The sequence below is a fragment of the Vibrio zhanjiangensis genome (genome assembly GCF_030161235.1).
In the GTDB taxonomy this organism is placed as follows: domain Bacteria; phylum Pseudomonadota; class Gammaproteobacteria; order Enterobacterales; family Vibrionaceae; genus Vibrio; species Vibrio zhanjiangensis.
Window position 1 is genome coordinate 10,536 of record NZ_BSPW01000123.1, and the last position, 21,273, is coordinate 31,808.

19 protein-coding genes are annotated in these 21,273 nt (G+C 50.6%); 15 read left to right on the plus strand and 4 right to left on the minus strand.

All coding sequences use genetic code 11. The features are described from left to right. The 15 genes from traC (at position 1) to QQK21_RS22000 (ending at position 18,044) form a co-directional block, all read left to right on the plus strand. On the plus strand, positions 1-2,559 hold the full coding sequence (gene traC, locus QQK21_RS21930; protein ID WP_284194303.1) for a type IV secretion system protein TraC: 2,559 nt from the start codon (positions 1-3) through the stop codon (positions 2,557-2,559). Further along, entirely contained in the window at positions 2,525-3,253 is a 729-nt protein-coding gene (gene traW / locus QQK21_RS21935; RefSeq protein ID WP_431313156.1) for a type-F conjugative transfer system protein TraW, read from the plus strand. Before traC ends, traW begins: the two co-directional genes overlap by 35 nt. Continuing rightward, positions 3,250-4,278, plus strand: a complete 1,029-nt coding sequence (gene traU / locus QQK21_RS21940; protein ID WP_284194304.1) for a conjugal transfer pilus assembly protein TraU — start codon at positions 3,250-3,252, stop codon at positions 4,276-4,278. The genes traW and traU overlap by 4 nt, the downstream gene beginning before the upstream one ends. Positions 4,279-4,608: 330 nt before the next feature. Continuing rightward, entirely contained in the window at positions 4,609-4,887 is a 279-nt protein-coding gene (locus tag QQK21_RS21945) for a hypothetical protein (protein ID WP_284194305.1), read from the plus strand. Between the two features lie 133 nt (positions 4,888-5,020). After that, entirely contained in the window at positions 5,021-5,695 is a 675-nt protein-coding gene (gene trbC, locus QQK21_RS21950; protein ID WP_284194306.1) for a type-F conjugative transfer system pilin assembly protein TrbC, read from the plus strand. Further along, entirely contained in the window at positions 5,692-7,407 is a 1,716-nt protein-coding gene (traN, locus tag QQK21_RS21955; protein WP_284194307.1) for a type-F conjugative transfer system mating-pair stabilization protein TraN, read from the plus strand. The genes trbC and traN overlap by 4 nt, the downstream gene beginning before the upstream one ends. 38 nt (positions 7,408-7,445) lie before the next feature. Next, positions 7,446-8,231, plus strand: coding sequence for a type-F conjugative transfer system pilin assembly protein TraF (traF, locus tag QQK21_RS21960; protein WP_284194308.1), 786 nt, complete (start codon positions 7,446-7,448; stop codon positions 8,229-8,231). 8 nt (positions 8,232-8,239) lie between these two features. Further along, on the plus strand, positions 8,240-8,674 hold the full coding sequence (gene traF / locus QQK21_RS21965; RefSeq protein WP_284194309.1) for a conjugal transfer protein TraF: 435 nt from the start codon (positions 8,240-8,242) through the stop codon (positions 8,672-8,674). Further along, a complete protein-coding gene (locus QQK21_RS21970; RefSeq protein ID WP_284194310.1) occupies positions 8,671-10,032 on the plus strand; it encodes a conjugal transfer protein TraH in 1,362 nt (453 codons plus the stop codon). Before traF (QQK21_RS21965) ends, QQK21_RS21970 begins: the two co-directional genes overlap by 4 nt. 2 nt (positions 10,033-10,034) lie before the next feature. Then, a complete protein-coding gene (traG, locus tag QQK21_RS21975; RefSeq protein WP_284194311.1) occupies positions 10,035-12,848 on the plus strand; it encodes a conjugal transfer mating-pair stabilization protein TraG in 2,814 nt (937 codons plus the stop codon). 98 nt (positions 12,849-12,946) lie between these two features. Then, the gene (locus QQK21_RS21980) at positions 12,947-13,480 is read left to right on the plus strand and encodes a hypothetical protein (protein WP_284194312.1); all 534 of its coding nucleotides are present in this window, start codon (positions 12,947-12,949) and stop codon (positions 13,478-13,480) included. A gap of 516 nt (positions 13,481-13,996) precedes the next feature. Continuing rightward, positions 13,997-16,108 (plus strand): type IV conjugative transfer system coupling protein TraD, encoded by a 2,112-nt coding sequence (traD, locus tag QQK21_RS21985; protein WP_284194313.1) that lies wholly within the window; start codon positions 13,997-13,999, stop codon positions 16,106-16,108. A gap of 66 nt (positions 16,109-16,174) precedes the next feature. Further along, on the plus strand, positions 16,175-17,119 hold the full coding sequence (locus tag QQK21_RS21990; RefSeq protein WP_284194314.1) for a hypothetical protein: 945 nt from the start codon (positions 16,175-16,177) through the stop codon (positions 17,117-17,119). Between the two features lie 48 nt (positions 17,120-17,167). Next, positions 17,168-17,323, plus strand: a complete 156-nt coding sequence (locus QQK21_RS21995) for a hypothetical protein (RefSeq protein WP_284194315.1) — start codon at positions 17,168-17,170, stop codon at positions 17,321-17,323. Between the two features lie 145 nt (positions 17,324-17,468). Beyond that, positions 17,469-18,044 carry a hypothetical protein gene (locus QQK21_RS22000; RefSeq protein ID WP_284194316.1) on the plus strand — a complete coding sequence of 192 codons (576 nt, stop codon included), beginning with the start codon at positions 17,469-17,471 and terminating at the stop codon, positions 18,042-18,044. Between the two features lie 141 nt (positions 18,045-18,185). Here QQK21_RS22000 and QQK21_RS22005 read toward each other — a convergent pair whose 3' ends face one another. From QQK21_RS22005 to QQK21_RS22020, 4 genes are all read right to left on the minus strand, one after another. Further along, positions 18,186-18,755, minus strand: coding sequence for a PIN domain-containing protein (locus tag QQK21_RS22005; protein ID WP_284194317.1), 570 nt, complete (start codon positions 18,753-18,755; stop codon positions 18,186-18,188). Then, a complete protein-coding gene (locus QQK21_RS22010) occupies positions 18,755-19,207 on the minus strand; it encodes an excisionase family DNA-binding protein (protein WP_284194318.1) in 453 nt (150 codons plus the stop codon). Before QQK21_RS22010 ends, QQK21_RS22005 begins: the two co-directional genes overlap by 1 nt. 251 nt (positions 19,208-19,458) lie before the next feature. Beyond that, positions 19,459-20,565 (minus strand): RNA-guided endonuclease TnpB family protein, encoded by a 1,107-nt coding sequence (locus QQK21_RS22015; protein ID WP_284194327.1) that lies wholly within the window; start codon positions 20,563-20,565, stop codon positions 19,459-19,461. Between the two features lie 37 nt (positions 20,566-20,602). Then, positions 20,603-21,151 (minus strand): recombinase family protein, encoded by a 549-nt coding sequence (locus tag QQK21_RS22020; protein WP_284194319.1) that lies wholly within the window; start codon positions 21,149-21,151, stop codon positions 20,603-20,605. Positions 21,152-21,273: the final 122 nt, after the last annotated feature.

Consider the following 21,273-nt stretch of genomic DNA (forward strand, 5'->3'; position numbering starts at 1 on the left):
ATGCGCTTAACGTCACCGCCGTCACTCAAAAAGGCGCGGCAAGGATTGGCGGGCATTTACGCCGACGCCAAAACCGAGCAAAACCAGCTGCACGCCGAATTGCCCTATCGCACCTTCGACATGATAGAAGGTCTGTTTAACAACAAAAGCTCACGCGGCTTTGGGCTTCGCCTGAGCGTGCTGGGCGGGGCGAACGATGCGCTCATCGCCTCGCTCAACGATATGGTCATGACCTTGCCGCAAGGCAAAAAGTGGGACTATCAGTTACAATTGGTTGGCCACAACCGCGTCAGTCACTATATTGATGCCAATCAGCGCGAGATGAGCAAGCGCGGCGGCGTTCTGGCTGAAATGGCTGAGCGCGACGCCAAGTACGCCCACTACGCGGCCAAAAATGGGTTTTTCCATCGCCAGCACAACAACCATTTTGACCTTCGGGACTACGATGCGTATTTCTTTGTCTCCACCAAGGAGTCAAGCCTTGAGGAAATCAAAGACGTGCGCAGCGAGATTGAGACCTCGCTCGGTCAACTCGGCGTGCAGTTTCTGCCTGTCACGCCCGAAGCACTCATTACCCATGTGGGCGATATTGTCAACTTCAACCCCAAACAAGACCGCCCCATCGTGCGAGACTACAACCCGCTCGATTCGCTGCACAGGCAAGCGCTCGCCAGAGACACCGAATGTTTGTTTCGCCGTGACCATCTGGCCATGCGCCACACCTCAGACGAGGGGGACGACGTGGAAACGCGCGTGGTCAGTATGGGACTGTCCAAACTGCCCAAGGACTTTCGCTTGTATGGGCTGCCCGAGTGTTTTGCCTCGCTCAGACACATCAACCGCGCGCTGATTTGCCCGCACGTGTTAACCCTAAACTTTCGCTGCGAGTCTACGGCCAAAGAAGAGGCCGACAACAACTCGAAAATCACCGATTTGGTCAAAACCGTCGAATCGAAAATGCGCCTACTCGCGCCCTTTGCCAAAGAAGAGCTCGATGAGCGCCAAGAGATACAAAACGGCATGGCCAAAAAAGAGTTTTGCATCACCTCGATGGCGCTGACCCTAACCCTCTTTACCAGTGCAGCGCGCCAGCGAAAAGACACGCAAGCGGCGAGAAACGCCTTTTTTGGCGCGGGATTGAACATGATTAAGCTCAACATGCTGCAATCGCAATCTTTGCTCTCCATCTTGCCGTTTATGATGAGCGATGGGTTTTGGGAAGACGCGCACAAGGCCGGACGCATCTGGAAAGTCAAAAGCTCCAATCTGGTCAACTTCTTTCCGATGGTGCTCGATTTTAAGCGCTTAAAGCCAGGCGTCCTACTGCCGACCATGCGCCAGCAGCTCTCTTATCTCAATGTCTTTGATTGTGGCAGCGACAATCAAAACATTGCCTTAACAGGGGGCTCAGGGGCGGGCAAATCGTTTTTGGTTCAGGAGATTGCCCGCGTCACGCACGCCATGGGCGGCAAGGTGTGGATACTCGACAAGGGGTCGAGCTACAAAAAGCTCACCTTGATGCTCAAAGGGGCCTACATGACGCACAAGAACATCTTCTTAAACCCCTTTACCCATCTTGGCAAAATTGAGCAGGGGCGGCAGTTTGAAGATGACGAAGGCAATACGGTTGACCCGATGGCCGAGGCACTTGATAACATCACCGCGCTCTTTGCCACTATCGCTTCGCCCTATGAGCCGTTAACCGGCTATCAGACCAACATCTTAGGTGACGCGATTGCCAGCGCGTGGGAAAAGCACGGCACCACCACACTGGTTGACCATGTGCAAGCCGAGCTGTACGCCAAAGCCGATGAATTGGATGACCGGCGCGTGCGCGACATTGCCGTTCAGCTCAATAAATATTGTGAAAAAGGCATTTACGGCGACCTCTTTAATAAGCCGTCGATGCTCGACCCTGACGTGCACTTTACCACGCTTGAATTAGATGGCTTTGCGCCAGGCGTACTTCGAAGCGTCATTTTTGCCTTGATTGTCACCATCAATCAGCAAATGTATCTCTCTGGCTCTCGTTCGACGCCGAAGATGTGCATCATCGAGGAAGCATGGAGCTTGATGTCAGGCAGCAACCAACAAGCGCAAGAGTTCATCAATACCGGCTACCGCACCGCGCGAAAATTCGGCGGCTCCTTTTGCACCGTTACGCAGGGCATCACCGATTTCTTTGCCAACGCGGAAGCCAGAGCCTGTTACAACAACTCGGACATTCACATCATCATGCGCCAAGGCGAAGGCTTTGATAGCTACCTGCAGCAAAACCCCGATGCCTTCAGCGCGCTTGACAAAGAAATGATCCGCCGCTTTGAAAAATCCAAAGACGCCGGATACAGCAGTGTGCGGGTCAAAGCGGGCGGGCACGTCACATGGCACCGCTTTTTTGCCGACCCCATTAAGCGCGCCATGTACTCCACCGAGCCCAATGAATACGAATACTGCGAAAACTTAGTCAAGCAAGGCGTTCCCTTGATGGAAGCCATCGACCAAACCTCGATGCACTACTACGGAGATGACATTCGTGAATTTGAATCGCACTTTACGTAAAGGGGCGTATCTGGCGCTGGCGGTTTTTGGAACCGCCGCGCTTGCAAAACCCCTTGGCACACATGGCCCGACGTTTCCCATTGGCGAGCTCGACATGCTGCGCTGGATTGAGGCGCGCCTTACCCACTTTGAGCGCACAGGCAAACTGGCCGACATGCAAGAAGAGATGAAAGCGCGCGTCACGCACGCGGCCAATCACCCCGCCCCTGTGGACATTGGCCCCACGACCTCACCCAAACGGTTTTGGGTTAACCCCAGCGTGACCCTGCCGATTGACATCAAAGACCCGAGTACTGGGCGACTATTTGGTAAAAAGGGCGACACGATCAACCCGTTTGACCGAGACACTTGGCCTCAGTTTGTCAAAGACACCCTGCCAGAGATGCACTACACCAAGGCGCTGCTGTTTTTTGATGCCAGAGACCCGCGACAGCTCGCCTTTGCCAAAGCGTTTACGCACCGCAAGCCGATGAAATACATCCTAACAGGCGGCCCACTGAATGAAACGGCAAGCGATATTGGGGCGCGCATGTACTTTGACCAGCAAGGCACGCTCACTCGCAAACTGCACCTTCAACACGTACCTGCCTTGGCTGAGCAAGACGGGACGCGCTGGCGTGTTCAAGAGTTTGATGTCTCCACACTGCCCCTAGATGACGCGCCGTCATCCCCCACGAAGAAGGACAGTCCATGACCAAACCCTTTCTCAAACGATACGGTTTAAGACGATGTCTTGGCACCTTGTTATTGGTTCTCCTGACCAACAAGGCCGCCGCCCAAGGGCCTGCGTGCGTCAGCCAATTCATTAACCCCATCAGCGATATCTGTTGGTCGTGCATGTTTCCAATGACCATCGGCTCGGTGCCCGTGTTTCCATCAAGCTACCCCGACACGTCCAACCCCTCGATGCCGATTTCGTTTTGCCCCAAACCGCCGCCCATTTTTGTGCAAATCGGGCTCAACATTGGCTACTGGGAGCCCTACGCCTTAACCGATGTGACGAGGGTGCCGTACTGCATGGTCAACATGGGCTTGTCGCTTGGCGGGGCGAATCAACAAAAAATTGGGGGGCGCATTACCGCGCGCGACAGTGACAGCAGCGATGGCGGGTTTTATCACGCTCACTGGTACAAGTACCCGCTGATTTGGTGGCTGCAGCTGATGCAATCGACCGCTTGCATGGCCACGGATAACTTTGACATTGCTTACATGACCGAAATTGACCCACTGTGGGATGACGATGAGCTGTCACTGATTGTAAACCCCGAAGCGCTGCTTTTTGGCAACCTGTTTGCTCAAATGGCGTGCGTGCCCGAAGCGATGGCCACCTCGACCAACATGGTCTTGCCCTTTGATGCGCTCTTTTGGTGTTTGGGCTCACAAGGCAGCGCCTACCCATTAACCGGCACCACCAACTATCGAGACACGCCGATTCAAGCAGGCACCCTCATCATGGAGCGACTGAACTACAAACTGCACCGCCAAGGGATCATCATGGAAAGTCACGGACAAGATGGCGCAGTGTGCTACCAAACACCGATGCCCATATTGCCCAAATCCCGTTATCGATACCAAATGTCGGCCCCCATTCCTGATGCGGGATGGTGTCACCCGTACACCACCACGACCACGATTTGGGAAGCAGGCCACGACAACCCTGTCACGGGCGATAACTTTGGTTACGTTCAGTGGCGAAAACGCAACTGCGTCTTTTTATAAAAACCCAAGCTCAAGGGGCGCGCATGAGCGAGTCTTTTTTCGCTCGTGCAGCAAGGCTTGAGCCGACAAGCGGAAACCCCGTCAAAGGGCCGCTATCGTCCAATCCGCGCGTTCAGCCTGCGCACTCTCACCCACTCAGATTAAGGAATTCAAGCCGTGAAACACGCCACACGCACCCTATTATCATTAGTTACCCCGTCACGCATTGTATCTTGGTGTCGGTTCACCTTTCATCTTTTGACGACCTACACCGCCATCGGCTGTTTTTGGGTGGCCATGCTTGGACTCGCAGGCGGTTTTGTGCCCTTTGCCACCATCAAGGTGGTCGGCATGGCGGCCCAGTCAGCCGCCCTTGGCGGCGCCCCCGAAGGATACATCAATATCTATGGATGCGAAGATGGCAGCACCATTCCAAGACACACAGTAAAAACGAGCCCTATCTGTCCTGGCTCCAAAGTCAAGGCCATTCCGATTGTCGATTCCGCCCAGTACACCATCGACAATGTGTATTCGCTTCTTCAGGCTTACTACTTACTGGGGCTGATATTGGCGATTGGCTATCACACTTTCATTCCACCCATTCGACAACGACTCAATCTTCAACCTTAAGGACCCTTCTCATGCGCCAACTGCTCTATTATGTCTTATATTGCCTCGCCGCCTTTGCTCTCACCAGCGCCGCCTATTACGCTCTGGGCCTTACCGCCTTCTCAAATGACGCACTGACTTGCGGGGGATGCATATGATAAGGACCATGATTTGGGGGCTTTGGCTCATCAGCTTGCCCGCGCTCGCCTACACCGACGCCGAACTCAACGCCTTAGCCGAGCGTGAGCAAGCCCTTATTCGTACCCCGCCTACCGAAGACATCAAAGCCATACTCAAAAAGGCAGAGACGCACAAAAGTGACGCGCTGGCAACCGCCCAAACCGTGCAGTCATTGGTGAAATCCAATGCCCTCACAGAAATATTGGGCACGCCAACGCCTCGTGAGAACCCCAATCGCGCGCCGCGTGGCGTGATGGCTTTTGTCTCGCTCACCATGCCAGATACCGCACTCAAGCAGCTCCTTCAGCAAAGCGCACGCACCGAGGTGCCACTGATCATTCGCGGCGTTCTGCCCCAAGGCTTTGAAGCCACCACAGGCCGCATTGCCAAACTGGTCGGCATGAACAGCAAAACCCCCATTGAGTCCGGCTTTGCCATTAGCCCTGAATGGTTTGAACGTTTTCACATCCAGCGCGTACCGGCTTTTGTATCGGTCAAAGACGGACATTGCCTACCCAAACAGCCGTGTACGCCAAGCGATTACGACATTGTGTATGGCAATATTTCCTTGTATCAGGCGCTGACATTTTTAGAAGACGGCGACGCGGCTGAGAACGTTATCCCCCTTAATCAAAGGTTACGACAATGAACCGAGTCATGGCGCTTGGGTGGCTTATCGTTTCGGCCACGACCTTGGCAAACGAACAGCAACGTTTTACCGACAACGCGAATTGGGCAAGGCAAACCGCCGAATCGCTGCAAACGACGCAAAGTTTGCCCCTAAACATCAACGACTATTGCAAAGACGCGGCGTGTCAGCGTGAAATCGCCAACCCGTCGCAAACCCAGCTCAATGACGCCAACATGGACAGCGAGAAGACCCGCGCGATGGCAGACAATGAACTCGCCCAGGGCATCGAGGATAACCTCACCAAACCGCGCCCCGATTTTCGCCAAGACACCAAGTTTCGCTTTGCGCTGCTCAGCCAAGAGAATGCCTATGAAATCACGCACGGCATCTCAAACCAATACGTCAACTGTGACGCCAACCAGCAGTGCTTGTTTGACGACCAAATCAACCACTGCTTCGCGCCCACACGCTCGCCCGTGCCCTGTTTTAAAATTCCGCAGTTTACGCCCACGGCGATCCCAGCGACCTACACCTGCCCAGAAGGGCAACTCTCTGGGCGTCACTGCTTGGTCGCACGGGCAGAGTGTCGATACAACTATAGCAATTACTGGCGGGCTGATACGTATTGCCAGCGCAGCGGAACCGGAAATTACGCCATGTGGAACGGAAATATGGTTAGAGCGCCTTTTTTTAAAGGCAGGATGATTAGCTCAAGCAGCATGAACTGTGAGAGAGGTAGCGGGCAAGCATGGTCATACATGCACGAAGTTTGCCGCCCCTACACCCAGTCAATACCTGCGACCCCAACCTGCCCCGCAGGGTACGGACTGAGCGGCGCACAATGCGTGAAAAACGCCGTCAGCTGGAAAACCGACTGCGCCTTATTACCCGAATGCCAGCCTGTCAGCGAGCATTGCGTCGAAGGCCCCGCAACACGCACCATCAACGGCGTTCCCGTGACCTTGCCGTGCTGGAAATTCGAAGTGCTGCACGAATGCGACTTGCCTGACACATGCGCCCCGCTGTCCGAGTGCACCGAAAATGGCAGGCAGTGCAGCCAACGCCAAAACGGGGTTTGCATCGAGGAGAAGATCAGCAAGACGTGCGTCATCAAAACGTGCCGTGACGTCAGTCTGGAATGTGGCGAGCAGTCATTTTGTCTCGATGGCGAATGCTATGTGCCGACCCCTGAAACCAGTCATGACTTTGACCAAGCCGCGGCTTCCCTTGCGGGCGTCAGTGAAGCGGCGAAAGGGCTTGGCGATCCGCCGCGCATTTTTACAGGCACGCCAATGAAGTGCTCAAAAAAGGCGCTTGGCATTGCCGATTGCTGTAAAGATGGCGGCTGGGGCACCGATATTGGCCTAGCTAAATGTTCAGAGGAAGAAAAAGCGCTGGGCCTTGCCAAAGAAAAAGGCCTTACGATTTACATCGGCGAATACTGCGCCGAAAAAATTCTCGGTAAATGCATTCGCAAAAAGCGCGCTTACTGCCGTTATGACAGTCTGCTTGGCAAAATCATTCAGCAGCAAGGGGCGCTGGCGCAGCTTGGCAAAACTCTCGGCTCGCCTGAGCACCCAACCTGCGCGCCCATTACGCCAGACGAGCTCGCCAGCATCCATTTTGAGCACATTGACTTTACCGAGTTCTACCCTGAGATGCACAGCAACACTCAGCTCCCAGACCCCAGCCACATTCAGCAGCGCTTACAAAGCGCCATGCAGCCCTAACGCTTGAAAAACTTTCATCAATAGACCAAGGACAGTGTATGAACCCGTATACCACCGCGCCCTTTGCGGCCATTGTCGCGCTTATTCTCTCTACCCTAGTGCTGTATCCGCCAAACCTTCTTGCCCAAACGCCACCTGGTTGGCGATTTTACAATGAGCCGATAGCCCCCAAGGTTCAGCCCAAACCCAAACCCACGCCCGCCCCGTCCGCGCCCCAAAAAGTGATGAGCGCCACCGAGCAACTGGCGTGGTTTCATAAAGAGTGGAATGAGGCCAAAGCCGCGGCCATGATTGACCCGCACAACGAAGAAAAACTGCATCGACTGCTGACGCTCAATCGCTACATCACCGAGCAAACCAGCGTCACGGAAATGACCTTTAAAAAGCTCTTGGCCGAGAATCCTGAGCTTTCTTACACCAAAGACCATCCAACCGAGCAATCGGCCCGTAAGGTGTATTTGTCCAAACTCAAAGACAAGCACGAGCGCAAAGTCACCGAAATGATGCGTCTAGGTTGGGGGCTCTTTTTTGTCTATGACAGTACCGACACGCTGGCCATGACACTGGCTCCTTCAATACAGCAGTTTGCCGACCGCTATCAACTAGATCTGCTTGGGGTAAGCAATGACGGCGCGTTTTCAAAAGACATCCGAGATAACCGCGCCAATCACGGCAAATTCAAGGTGAAACACTTACCCGCGCTGCTTTTGGTTAACCCCAAAACCGGACAAACCAAACCCCTAGCTTATGGCTTTATTGCCCAAAGCCAACTGCTTCGCCGCTTTTACAACGTGGCGACCGATTTTAAAGACGCCAACTCATGAGGTGCACCATGAATACACATTTCAAATCCACACTCTTGGCCTTGCTGCTCCTTTTGGTTTCGCTTCCAAGCACGGCTAACACTTCCTCGATGCGCCATGAATACGCCATCGTGTTTATCTTTCAAGGCAGCTGCGGGTATTGCCATCAGTTCGCCCCTTCGGTCACAGAGGTCTCACGCACCCTGTCCTTACCTGTGTACGGGTTTAGTCTCGATGGCGGAGCCGTGCCAGGCTATGAGGTGCCCATTACGGCCACGCCTGAAATACACCGCACCTTTATGACGGGCGCAGGCAGCAGCCAAGTGGTGCCCGCGACGTTTTTAATTAACGTCAACAGCCGAAAGTTCGCCCGCATTTCATCAGGCCTTATCAGCCAAGACGTGCTCTATCAGAGCCTGTCAAATGCCTTAAGCGACCCAGACGTTCAGGAGGCCTTGCGATGAAGCGCCTTTCGCCGCTTTTATTGGCGCTGGTCAGCACCCAACTGATGGCGAGCGCCAACAACTCACTGCAGCAGTTTTTCGACCGCTCCGGCTACAACGCCAACGTCACCGACCCTGTGGCCTACAAAGGGCAAAGCGCGAACTATTACAGTGGCGGCTCTTTGTTTGTGCGTACCAACGTGGTCAATGCCCAGCTTGCCACCGTCACCGTGCCCTCGATTGGCGCAGGTTGCAGCGGCATTGATATGTTTATGGGTGGGTTTTCGCACATCAGCTCCGATGAGCTGTCTAAATTTGGCAAAGCCATCATCCATAACGCGCCGCCGTTTTTGGTCGATCTGGCGCTGCAGACGTGGGCCCCGCAGCTTAAGCAAAACCTCGATAAACTGCAGGCCACTGCCGACAAATGGCTCAACCAATCCATCAGCTCCTGCGAAGCCGCGCAAGCAGCCGTCGGAGGACTCGCCGCCTTTGCCGCGCCTGCCACTAAAAAGCATGTCTGCGCCACGCTGGGCACCCAGACCAATGCCTTTTCCGACTGGGTTGAGGGTCAAGCTGAGTGTAATAACGACGCCACGGTTAACGGCCAGCTTGATGCGGGGAAAAACGACCCAGAGCTGGAAGGCATGACGATGCGAAGTCACAACGTGGTCTGGGCCGCCATGATGAAAAACACCTATTTTCAGTCAGATACCGACTTGGCCCAGTTTGCGATGAGCTTATCTGGCACCTTCATCTACGACCAAGACGGCAATCCCTCGTTTTCTCCGAGTCTGTTAAAGGATGACAACAACATGATTGATGCGCTGTTAAACGGCGGTGAAATTGACCGTTACACTTGCAATGACACCTCCCCCGATGCGTGTCTGGTTCTGGTCAAACGCAAACACACCATTGCCGCGGGCAGCGCGTTTCAAATCCGGCTGCAAAAAGAGCTCGATGGATTGTGGCAAAACGTGTTAAACGACCAACCGCTCACCAATAAGCAAAAGGGCTTTATCGAGCTGATGCAAACGCCGATTTTAAAGTTCTTGTTTGACAGCGCCTCGACAGGGCAAAGGCCCAACACGCCCGCTTACGCCAACATGCTGGCGATTGAAATGCTCAATCGTTATCTCAATCAGACCCTTGGCGTGGTCGAGCATTCTCTCTCAGCGTCCAAAAGCCATCCAGACAATATTGAGGCGATTAAAACCGACATTGCCAGAGCCAAACAGTTTATGCACGGCCTCACGACCAAGGCGATGGACGACATTAACGCCTACAACGCGATGATTGCCGCCGAGCAAGCCAAGCAGCGCAATCACCGTAAATCCCTTGCCAAACGACTGCCCAGTCAGCCGTCGTATCAGGAGTGAGTATGACCTTTGATTACTACACCTACACCGCAGGTCCGGTCACGCAAAAAGCGTTTAACGCCGTGGCGACTTTTTTTAACACCGAGTCATTTGCCGATTATCTGCAAATCTGCATCATGGTGGGCCTGCTGGCCTCTACCGTGACCTTTATGCTCAAACGCGACCACAAAGACATTGGCAAATGGATGGCCGTCTATACCTTGGTGCCGCTGATGCTCATCAACATGAAGGGCACGGTGTTTATTATCGATAAAACCCAGCCAGGGCGCGTGTACAACGTCGATAACGTGCCGTATTTGGTTGCTCTGCCAACGTCGGTATTCAGCTCCCTGATGGTCGGCATGGCCGAAGGGGTAGAAGGGATTTTCACTACCTCCGACGATGAGCGCTATGGCCGAACGGGGATGCTGTTTGGCTCTGAGCTGTTTCAACTGTCGCGCTACGCCGATGTGCGCACCGCGGCCCTTCGAGACAAATGGAGCGATTATTTTGAAAACTGCCTCTATCTGGACGTGCAGATCAACCGCAAGTTCACCTGGGATGCGCTGTTTGGCGCGGAAGACGTGTTTGCGTTTTTAGACACCGTTCGCCAAAGCCCGCTGAGGGGGCTGTATCTTAACGATGTGTTTCACACCTGTGATAAAGCCTACCCCCTCATTAAAAAAGCCTTCGCTGACGCGGCAGGTGATGACATCAACCTTCTGGCTCAGCATTTATGGGGCAAAAACGCGCAGCAATACAAAGCCCAAACCGAGCAAGCGCTGCAGCGCAGCTACGCCAAGTTTGTGAAATTTAGTACCAGCGCGTCTAACATCATCAAGCAAAATATGGTCATGAACGCGATACGCTACAACATTGATGCGTCAGACCCGCAGCAAACTGCGATGAACTACGCCTACACCACCAATAAGATGCACACCTCTTCGATGTGGGCGTCGTTAGGACTGATGGCCAGAGAATATTTACCCATGCTCCACACCCATTTGTTTTTGCTCTTTAGTGCCCTAGGTTTTTTCATTGCAGGCGCGGCCATGATACCCAGCATGACACAGATGGTGCTGACCAACTACGCCAAAACCTTTGCGTACTTGGCAACATGGCCAACCCTGTTTGCACTGATCAATGCCATGCAATTATTTGGATTGGAAATGATGAGTGAGCCTGTGGCGTCCAAATTTGGCGGGTTAACGCTTTCAAACGCCAACCCTCTTGATGAGCTGCACAGCCGATGGTCGTGGATGACGGGCATCTTTATGATGAGCGTGCCTGTGATTGCAGGCTATATCCTTAAAGGCGGCAACGCGGTGTTATCCAATATGAACTATCAAATGGCCAGCATGATTAACGCCACCAATGCCAGAGCCTCAGCGGCTTCCTCAAGCGGTAATGCCGATTTTGGCAATCTGCAGATGGACAATCACAGCTTTAACAACACCTCGGCGAACAAGTTTGACGACAACACCCTCACCAACACGGGGCACACGTACACGCAAAACGCCGATGGCTCGATGACCACGCAGCACGCCGACGGGCACCGTACCTTCAACGCGACCCCAGCAGTGAGTCAGGCCAACTTCCAGACCACGGCGCAAAGCGCGATACAGCAAAACGTGCAAGACAACCTCACGCAAACGCAGCAATCCATCGAACAAAACTCGACGAATCTTGCCCACAACGTGAGCTCTGGCATTGCACTGTCTGACCGTTGGAACGATACCGTTAATCAAAACCTGTCTTACGGACACGGCCACAATACTGGCATCGAAACACAAGTAAGAGAAGGTATGGACGACATGCAATCGGCGGTGAAATCCGTATCTCAAGCTACCGGATGGACCGAAGATCAATCTAAAGCCTACCTTCGTTCCATGAGCGCAGGCGGCGGCATCGGACTGGGTGGCAAAAATGGCGGCGGCAAACCAGGCTTGCTTAGCCTGCTCAACGCCAATGCGGGCATGCAGTGGTCCAATGAAGACCGCGACAGCTTTAGCAAAACGGTCAGCGAAAATGAGCAGCTGCTTAACCAAGCGACTCAGCAGTATAGCCAAGGGGCCAGCACGGTCACGCGCGCAGGCGAGCAAGTGGACAGCAAAGACAGTCGCAGCGATATCGAGCAGTTTGCGCACGACTTTGCCACCAACTACAACGAGGGTCGCCAGCTGACCGCGCAAGCCAATAAGCTTGAGTCGGACATGCTCGCCTACAGCACCGCGCTCACTCGCCTAGAAAGCGATTCAGCCTCCTTTACCGCCAACCACATCATGGGCTTCCAGAGCTTTTTGGAAAATAGAGTCAACATGGAACCAGGTGATGTTCAGCGTTTAATGACTGCCCACAAACCAGAAGATCTGCAAGAAGTGAAAGAGCGCTATGGCGATTACGTGCAAACCGAAGCCTTTAAAACCCTCACCAATGTAAACGACGGGCAAGGCTATCAAAATCAGTATGACGCCAACAAGCCCACTCAGCATATGGTGCCCCAGATGAGCGACAATCAGCGCTACATCGTTGAGGCAGGCGCGGTGGTTGCCAAGGCCGACGCAACGCACAACCGTGACGTGGCCATGAATGAGCGTCAATCGTGGGAGTTGTTCAATCAAGACCAATATCAGCAAGTGGCCACCGACTCACAGACCCAGCAACGTGAGACGCAAAGCCGCATCGACCCATCGATAACGCCGCCCCCCTCACCTAAGATACGCCAAGAGGTGGAGTTTGAAGTCGGCAACGGGTATCAGGGCGCCGCGCCCAGACCGGATGCCTCGGACACGGCCTCAACAGGCTACAATGGCTACCGACCCAAGGAGGACGCCTAGACAAAAAATAACCAACTGAGTGCATAAAAACCTTTATGCACTCGCAAAAGGCTGGTAAAATAAACAGTGTAAATATGATCAGTTTAAAGGTATGGACGATGAAACGACTTTTTAGTGTGGTGATGACCCTGTTTGTGAGTCTACCCGTTTGGGCGCACTCGCCTGAGCTGACGCAGTTGCTCGATGAGCTCAACGCTCAATACAACCAAACGTATACAAAAGGAGCAAGGGAAAGGGACAAAGCCGATGTCACCAAGCTGCCTTATTTTGTGATGCATGTGAACGAGCAAGACACGCCTGAAAAGTTAAAATTGGAGTCGTATTTGACTGGGCTTCACAACGGTCTGTACGACAGCATCAATATGCAAAAACAGCTCAACGTGACGTCCTGGTTTTGTATGCGTGACACCATGATCATGAACCCCAAGCGCCATCCTGACTTTTTAAAGGATTTGATTTGGTCAACGCTGGAGAAAGTGGCCAATCAACAGCAAATTGACATCAAAAGTGAAAACTATATCGGCGCATTCGGTCTCTCCATTAACTCCGTTGTGAAATATGGGCTTCAAACTGAGTACCCTTGCTTTAAGCCAATCCCCAAGCAAGTGCAGCTTAATGGCTGGAAATACTAGTTTCAAAGCCGTGCGGTGAGACACATTGTCGTTTCACTAAACTTCGACATCGATAGCCTTTTTGACCATTTAATCAAAGCCATACCAAAAACCAGTAGAAGCGGGGCACCATCCCCGCTACTCTCACGGTGATAGACACAACTATCACACTCAACCCAAATTTGGGTGGCGCTCATTGAGCGCCCTTTTTTTAAGTTATTTGAGTAAATATCTGGTTATGACTACACTAAAATGAACGACAGAGAGTCATTATCGTCTCCTTCAAGTACACAAGAAGACTCTCTAACGTCATTTGGCCACGAGCTCTGTGGCCTTTCTTTTTGATGTGACACGCCCCACAAGGTGCACTGTCCAGCCTATTAAATCACCTCGCTCACTAGAAAACAGCCTTACCTGAGCTAGCCTTAAGATTGTCATGCAACTGAGTTGACTTGTCAGGCTAGTACATTACCGCGCTCTCACATTAGAGCGCTTTTTTTCGTCTGTTTTTTCACTGACACGACAAGGAACTCTGTTATGCCTACGCATACCCAAAGCAACCACGTCACCCGTGGTGGCCAAATTACTTTTCACTCCATCCACATGTTTTTTCAAGTTCACAACAAGCTCGCCAAGATCATCTCCATCGGTGTTGTGGTGCTGAGCGTGTTGGTTGCTTGGTTACTGGCCCCCGACAATGCTTGGCATGCTGTGTTTTACACCCTTCGAAACCACCTCTATGATGCGTTTCAAATGTCGCACGACGCCAAGGTCACGACCTTTTGGAACGGCCAGCGCTACGTCAGTACCCTTGGGCAGCAGCTCCATAATGCGGAACTTGGCCAGATATACGACGCTGTGATTTACCGCTTTCAAGTGAGCTTTCTCATTGCCTCTTTGATTGGCACCGCGACCTTCATTGGCATGACAGCGTATTTTAAACGCCAAGGCGAAAGACAAAGTGAAGACCGCCATATCCGAGGGTTTCAGTTGGTTGACCCCAAAACCATGAGCCAAGACATCAAAGCGCGTGCCAAACGAAAGCGTCGCCAAGGCATTGGCAACGGGCGTGTGTCGAGCTTTCGCATCGATGGGTACGCGCTGTTTAAGATGCATTTTGAAGTGCAGCACTTACTCTTTGATGGCACCACAGGGGCAGGAAAATCGGTGGCCATGCGAAAGCTGCTCAACTGGATACGCGCTCGCGGCGACAAAGCGGTGATTTATGACAAAGGCTGCACCTTTACCAGTGAGTACTTTGACCCCAGTGCCGACACCTTACTGAACCCCTTTGATAAACGCTGCGCCAACTGGGACATATGGTGCGATGCGTTTGAAGCCCCTGATTTTGAAAGCATGGCCTCAGCACTCATTCCTCAACACGGCGAAGGCGACCCGTTTTGGGTAGAATCGGCGCGCACCATCTTCTCAAGCACCGCCTATCGCATGATGAACGACACCCAAGGCGAGCGCACCACAGAGCGTCTATTGCATTTAATGCTCACCTCTGAACTAGAAACCTTGGGCACGTACCTAAAAGGCACGGAATCGGCCTCATTGGTGTCCGATAAAATCCAAAAAACCGCCATCTCCATCAAGTCGGTGCTCGCCACCTACATTAAAAGTCTGCGCTTTTTGGATGGTTTGGACTCGCAGCCCAATGACGAAGGACAGCCCCGCAAGACCTTTTCCATTACGCGCTGGGTGCAAGATGACCGTCAAAAAGGGTGTCTGTTTCTCTCAAGTGCCGCTGAGCAGCACGCCTCACTGAGACCCCTAATATCGATGTGGCTTGCCATTGCCTCCAACGCCATTTTGGGATTAAAACCGGATGAAAATCGGCGCGTGTGGGTACTGATGGATGAGATGCCGAGCTTGCATAGATTGCCTGAGCTCGGCAGCATCATCTCAGAGGTCCGAAAGTTTGGAGGCTGCTACGTCATTGGCATTCAGTCCTACGCCCAGCTTGAGAAAACCTATGGCAAGACCGCCGCGCAAGAGATGTTTGATTTGCTCAATACCCGCTTTTTCTTTCGCGCACCGTCAAACGCGATGGCGTCCATCTCTTCCAAAGAGCTGGGTGAGCAGGAAGTGGACTTATCTAGAGAAAGCATTTCGTATGGTGCGAACGCACTGCGTGATGGCGTCAACATTGGTCACGACACCAAAACCCGTCCGATTGTTACCGCCAGTGAAATTCAAGCATTGGATGACTTGGAGTGTTACTTGCGCGTGCCAGGCTCGGCGTATGTCACCAAACTTGACCTTCACTACGACAAACTCAAGCACCCAAACCCAGGCTTTATTAAACGCGAGTTCACCACCTCCCCAGGCATGGTCAGTGCGTACGAAAAAGCCGTGTTTTTGGAAACGGTCGCGCCAGGTCTGTATCTTTCAGACAAAGACCGTCAGAGCTTAACCGCCATACAAGCGGCTCAGTTTGAAACCGATGAAGAGATGAAAATCGAAACCACGCAAATGAACGAGGCCCAGCAAGGCGATACTTTCAAAACCCTCGTAACGAAAGAGAAAGCCCCTCAGCCCGAACCCGATAAATCAACGGATGCAGACTACGAAGAAAAAGCGCATCACCTACTTGACGAAGCAGCCATCAGTCAAGAACAAGAGGTGGGTGACATTTACGAGTAACCTACATTCCCCATTTGTCACCAGAGCTTTTCCAGTCTGGTGACGCTATTAAAAAGGACATCACTCATGACCTCAACACGCCCTTATTTAGTTCGCCCCCTATACCACTTCGCTCAATTTTTCTGGGACACGTTCGTAGTCAAAGCGTCGGTCGGCGTCCTGCTGCTGACGGTCTTTCTGTGTTTAAATGGCACCGTCACCCGTAACCTTGAAGATGCCTTATCCCTTATCGCTGAGCACGCCCAGCTGGGCGCCGCCCCTGAAGGCATGATTTATGTGACGCAATGCGCTAAGCCAAGCGCCCTCGACCCTCAAGCGATATCAGACCCATGCCCAACACGCCATATTGAGGCGCTATCGATAGAGGACGCCACCCAAAATCATGTACTCCCGATACTGTCGCTGCTCTCAGCGCTGTACTACTTGGCAGGGCTATGTCTGGGTTACACGCTGCACTGCCTGTATCACGCCAGCGCCTTTCTTATCCCAAAAGCATGCACGTTGATAAAAAGCATTCAGCACAGGCAGTTTGAAAAGGACGTGAACTGGTGCATGGACAAAATTAAGCAGCATTTTTCGGGGCAACCGTATTGGGAAGAATGGAATATCGCCGCGTTTTCTAGGCAAGGGAACGGCGACGCGCTTTACTGGGCAGGTGTTAACCAAGAAGCCACAAAGCGGATCACCACCATTCCCACGACACTTCACCACCAAGAGGCGTATCGAGAAATGAATCGTATGGCGCTGTTTTCATTGAATGTGATAGCAAGCGCTCTGCTCTACACCGATGAAGCCAGTCAACATAGCAACACGTTAGAAGACATCATAGAGCTGACACATCAACAATTAATCCGCCGCGCACCAAGCGCTATCTCCGAGCACGACGAAGCACTGCGCTGCATTCAAACTTGTCTTAATCACTTTTGCCATGTGCTGAATGCACCATGTACTGATTTTTTTTATTATTCAAAGGAATTACACGCGCATAGACGGAGGGAATTTGATAGTTAGTCATTTGACAGTTAATATTGATGAATTAACCAGCATAGTAAAACCTTTATGAGCCACCCTAACCCGACACCAAGCAGTACGAATAAGAATCGAAAATTCATGACCAAAGCTAGAAACTTTGAGATCAGCGTGTCTTATGAAGGGCTGGCGGTCAGCAAAAAGCGTCGCTCACTGGCTGAACTCAAACGTCAATATGCGGGATAAAAGCAATGGGTAGTAGAACGTTCTATGGGCAGTCCTGAGATTTCTCATAAATTTTTGTTGAATTAAATTTGCCTATATCATCATTATGTGTTCAATTGACTATCAGGCTAATTAATTAATAATTTCAAACAGTAGAGAAAAATTGATGCCCTACAACATTCCATCTATCAGTATCAACTCATCCGTTGTTGCCGTATCACTCAACCAAGCCTCTTATTATTTTCAGAATGAAATCGAGCATGAAGGCCCATTTAAAACCAACCCTCTTACTGTCATTGTTCTACCAGAATCTGAGACTGGGATAGCAAATCAATATTGGACTCAAGCCATGCTCAATATTCAGCAAGAAACAAGAGAGTATAGCGAACCAGAATTAATTCAGCTAAGTGACGGTACTTTCTTCGATGTGGGCTTGCTAGATATACAAGTCTTTTTCGATGGGGAAAACGGCCCTATTAAGGCACTATTAAAAAAACAACCTGACTTCTTTCTTAAAGAGAACTTAAAACATATAGAGGACGTCTACGGCATATTATTCCATGATCAAATGATCGTAAGCACTACACTCCATACCAAGAGAACTGACGGAGAGTTTCAGTTACATTACCACAATATCATTTATTCTCTTCGCAAAGAAAAAGAAAGAATTGAAACCTTACCTATGGTTCAGCTAATCAATCATTCATCCATCGACATCAGTACCCTTCACTTTATTCGTTGACCGAAACGACCATAGGAAACAAAAACACCATCTTAGAAAGGATGATGTTTATCTCTATGACGGACCCAAAGCACATCATTGTGTATTGACCGTTTAAAACGGTAACCATTTTTAGTAAATCGAGGAAAGCACCTATTCACACTAAAGCATCAATCTAAAACGCTTCAATTTTGAGACGAAACTCGGCAGTTTTTGCTTTTGTAAGCAAACTAAAAACTCATCGTGTGTCATGGATGGATTTTTTAATGAGCGCCTTTGCTGCTGGGCAGCTTTCACGCACGAACTGCTATCAAGCTCAAACATGTCACACAAGAACTCATCTGGATGTATGGCTGACAAGCCCAGCGGCTCAAGAGACTCAATAGGAAAATCTTTTAAATTGAAAGTGATGATGGACTCAGCTTGCCCTTTAATCGCCGCCGCAACAACGTGCCTATCATCGAGATCGGGCAGGCTCAGCCCATCAACCAACAATTCGTAACCTTCAACCAAGCAATCAGGCACATAAGCGTTCATTAATTGCTTCGTTCTTTCTAACCGCTTTGGATCAACGCTTGGGTTGTTTTTGAGAAGGTTTCGAATCCACTCATCGTGTATCTGCTCAGTCCATCTCGCTCTAAACAGACCTGTATTGGACAAATACATCAGATAGCTACGAAGAGGGGCTGGGTACATCACACATGCATCTAATATGACCGTATATGACGACATTAGTAGCCCATATCCATTTCTTGATCCAATTCGGATAATTCAGCGAGCGCCGCCAGTCTATTGTTTTCTAGGCGATGTTTATAAGCCATAAGATCGGCATAAGCTACTTTGCGGCGGTTGCCAGTACGACTATAAGGGATCTCTTCAGAATCCAGAAGTTTAATAAACGTAGGCCGAGACATATTCAGCATGTCAGCCCCTTCCTGCGTGGTCAGTTCAGCATGGATAGGGGTGATACTCACTGAGTTTCCCTGCCCCAACTGCGTCAGCATTTCGATCATCATGCTTAACACGCTCGATGGAAGCGTGACTTCGTGCGTGTGGCCTGATTTATCAACCACATTAATTTTTTGAGCCTCACCATTCATTTCCATCACCGCTGACAGCTCTTGACTTCCCAGTCTTGCGAGTGCGATTTCTTCATCGCTTGGTAATGGTGTCGCAATATTCATTGTTTTTCTCTCTTATTTTTGACTTCAAACGAGGCCAACTGGCCTGTTATTAACAGTATCCGCAATATTCGAAAAAAGTCAATATTCGAAATATTCGAAAATACGTAACTACTCCGTATTGCCTCAATACATTCACCCGATGTATCCGCTTAACACTGCGCAATTGAGCCATGTTAAGCGCTAAACAGACTTTCACTCTTGATTTAAATCGCAACGAACGCAATAGTTTGTTGTTATGACTAAGGTTCAAGCTACCTTGTTAAATGTTTAAGCAATATGTTTCTTGAGCCATTGACGTCTCGATCAACGGTGAAGCCATCGCCTTTAATGATTTTTGATGAGCCTAGATTTTCATCAATAGAGCCATCCCAAGATCTAGTCTTAGATGTGTATGACTCATTACAATTTACCACTTGCTTCCCGTATTTCTTGGCATACCACTTTAGGCGCAATTTAAAACCATAGTGGTTTAAATCAAGCATCTGACGGCAAGTGTTGCGGCGGATAGTTCGGATGTTTTTATCCTTTCGCGTAACCATCCCTTTTGTCTCGAATGATGGCAAAAAGATAACGTCGTAACTAGAAATAAGCTCATAAGCTAGTCGGTTGTGCAAGTCCAAGATAAGATCATCTTTCTTGCACTTTAAGCGATTAACCTCACGCTCAAAATGAACGATGCGATCTCTAGCCCATTGGGGCATATCGAAGAACTCAACGCCTTTCTGAGTGTTTAACACTTTTTGTTTTTGACCAATCAGCTTATCTACTCGCTTCATGAGCGGGAATAACTTTTCTTTAGCAAAGTTATCGCCAACAACCAACGCATCATCTTTACTAAAGCAAGTTGCGAACGTTCGTACACCCTGATCAACACCAACACATTTAACCTCACCTTGGATCTCGGTTTGAAGTTCAATATGTTGTTGCACTTGGATGAACCAGCGCCCTTTGTCACAAGTGATAATGCAACTTTTCCCGATTGCTTCACTTGGTACACTTTCAGTTAAATGAATCTTCCCTAGCGCCTGTACGCAAGGATTTAGCCCCTTTGGTAATCGGTCGATACTAAATGAGTGTCTAGAACCCTTGCGGCTCTTAAATCCGATCTCGCTAAAGCCAGACTTAGCACCTTTCAGCTTCTTGTTTCTACTGCATACTGCTTTGAATGTCGTAGCCGCGGCTAAAGTGCCGTTATCTGACACCAACGAGTTGTAAGCTCTTCCTGACTCTTTTTGCTCTTGCTCAACTTGCGCCTTGATTGCAGGGCGCATATTGATTAACTTGCCGCTCTCATCCTTGTAATCATCGTTACGAAATCTTTCTACAGCCAGATTATAAGACCTACGATAAAGCGCCAAAGCATCAAAGTAAGCCGATTCATTCTCTGGATAGAATCTAATCTTTTTCGATGCTATTACTTTTGCGCCTTTCAGCAGATCGCTTTCCGTAATGGCTATTGCAGAACGAGGTAATAAAACCGATAAGTTCGGCAGTGTCGAACGATTCAGTGGTGTTATTCGAGTCATCCAAGATCTCGATTCGTCCACCTGATAATTCAACAAGCCATTTGATAAGCTCGAAACCAGACCTTGCGAGTCGGTCTTTTGTGGCAACCACAATGTGGACTGAATGTCCGAGCATTGCTGATTCCAGAATGGTTTGCAGTCCTTTTCGATTAAAGTTGAAAGCGCTGGCAACGTCACTGATAAATTCTGCGTCAGGATACCGTTCGAGCAGGATACGCTTTTGCGTGTCGATACTCGACTTTTGTTTGCTTGAGCTAACTCTTGCATAGCATATCCTCCGTTGTTGGGTAATAAAAACGCGGTTGTGACCGCCCTCAGTTTGCTTAACTTTTTCGTAAAAGCCGTTTTCTATTCTTCGCCTGATTGTTTGCGTTGTTACGCCCTCAATCTTCGCTAATTTTGTTGTGGACACCCACATAAATAAAAACACCTCATCTAAGTGAGGCGTGAATGCTATCGCAACAAACGCAACACCATCAATGGGTTGATGTTGCGTTTGTTTTATATTTGATCAACTGTTCAGTACCCACATAAGGAAAC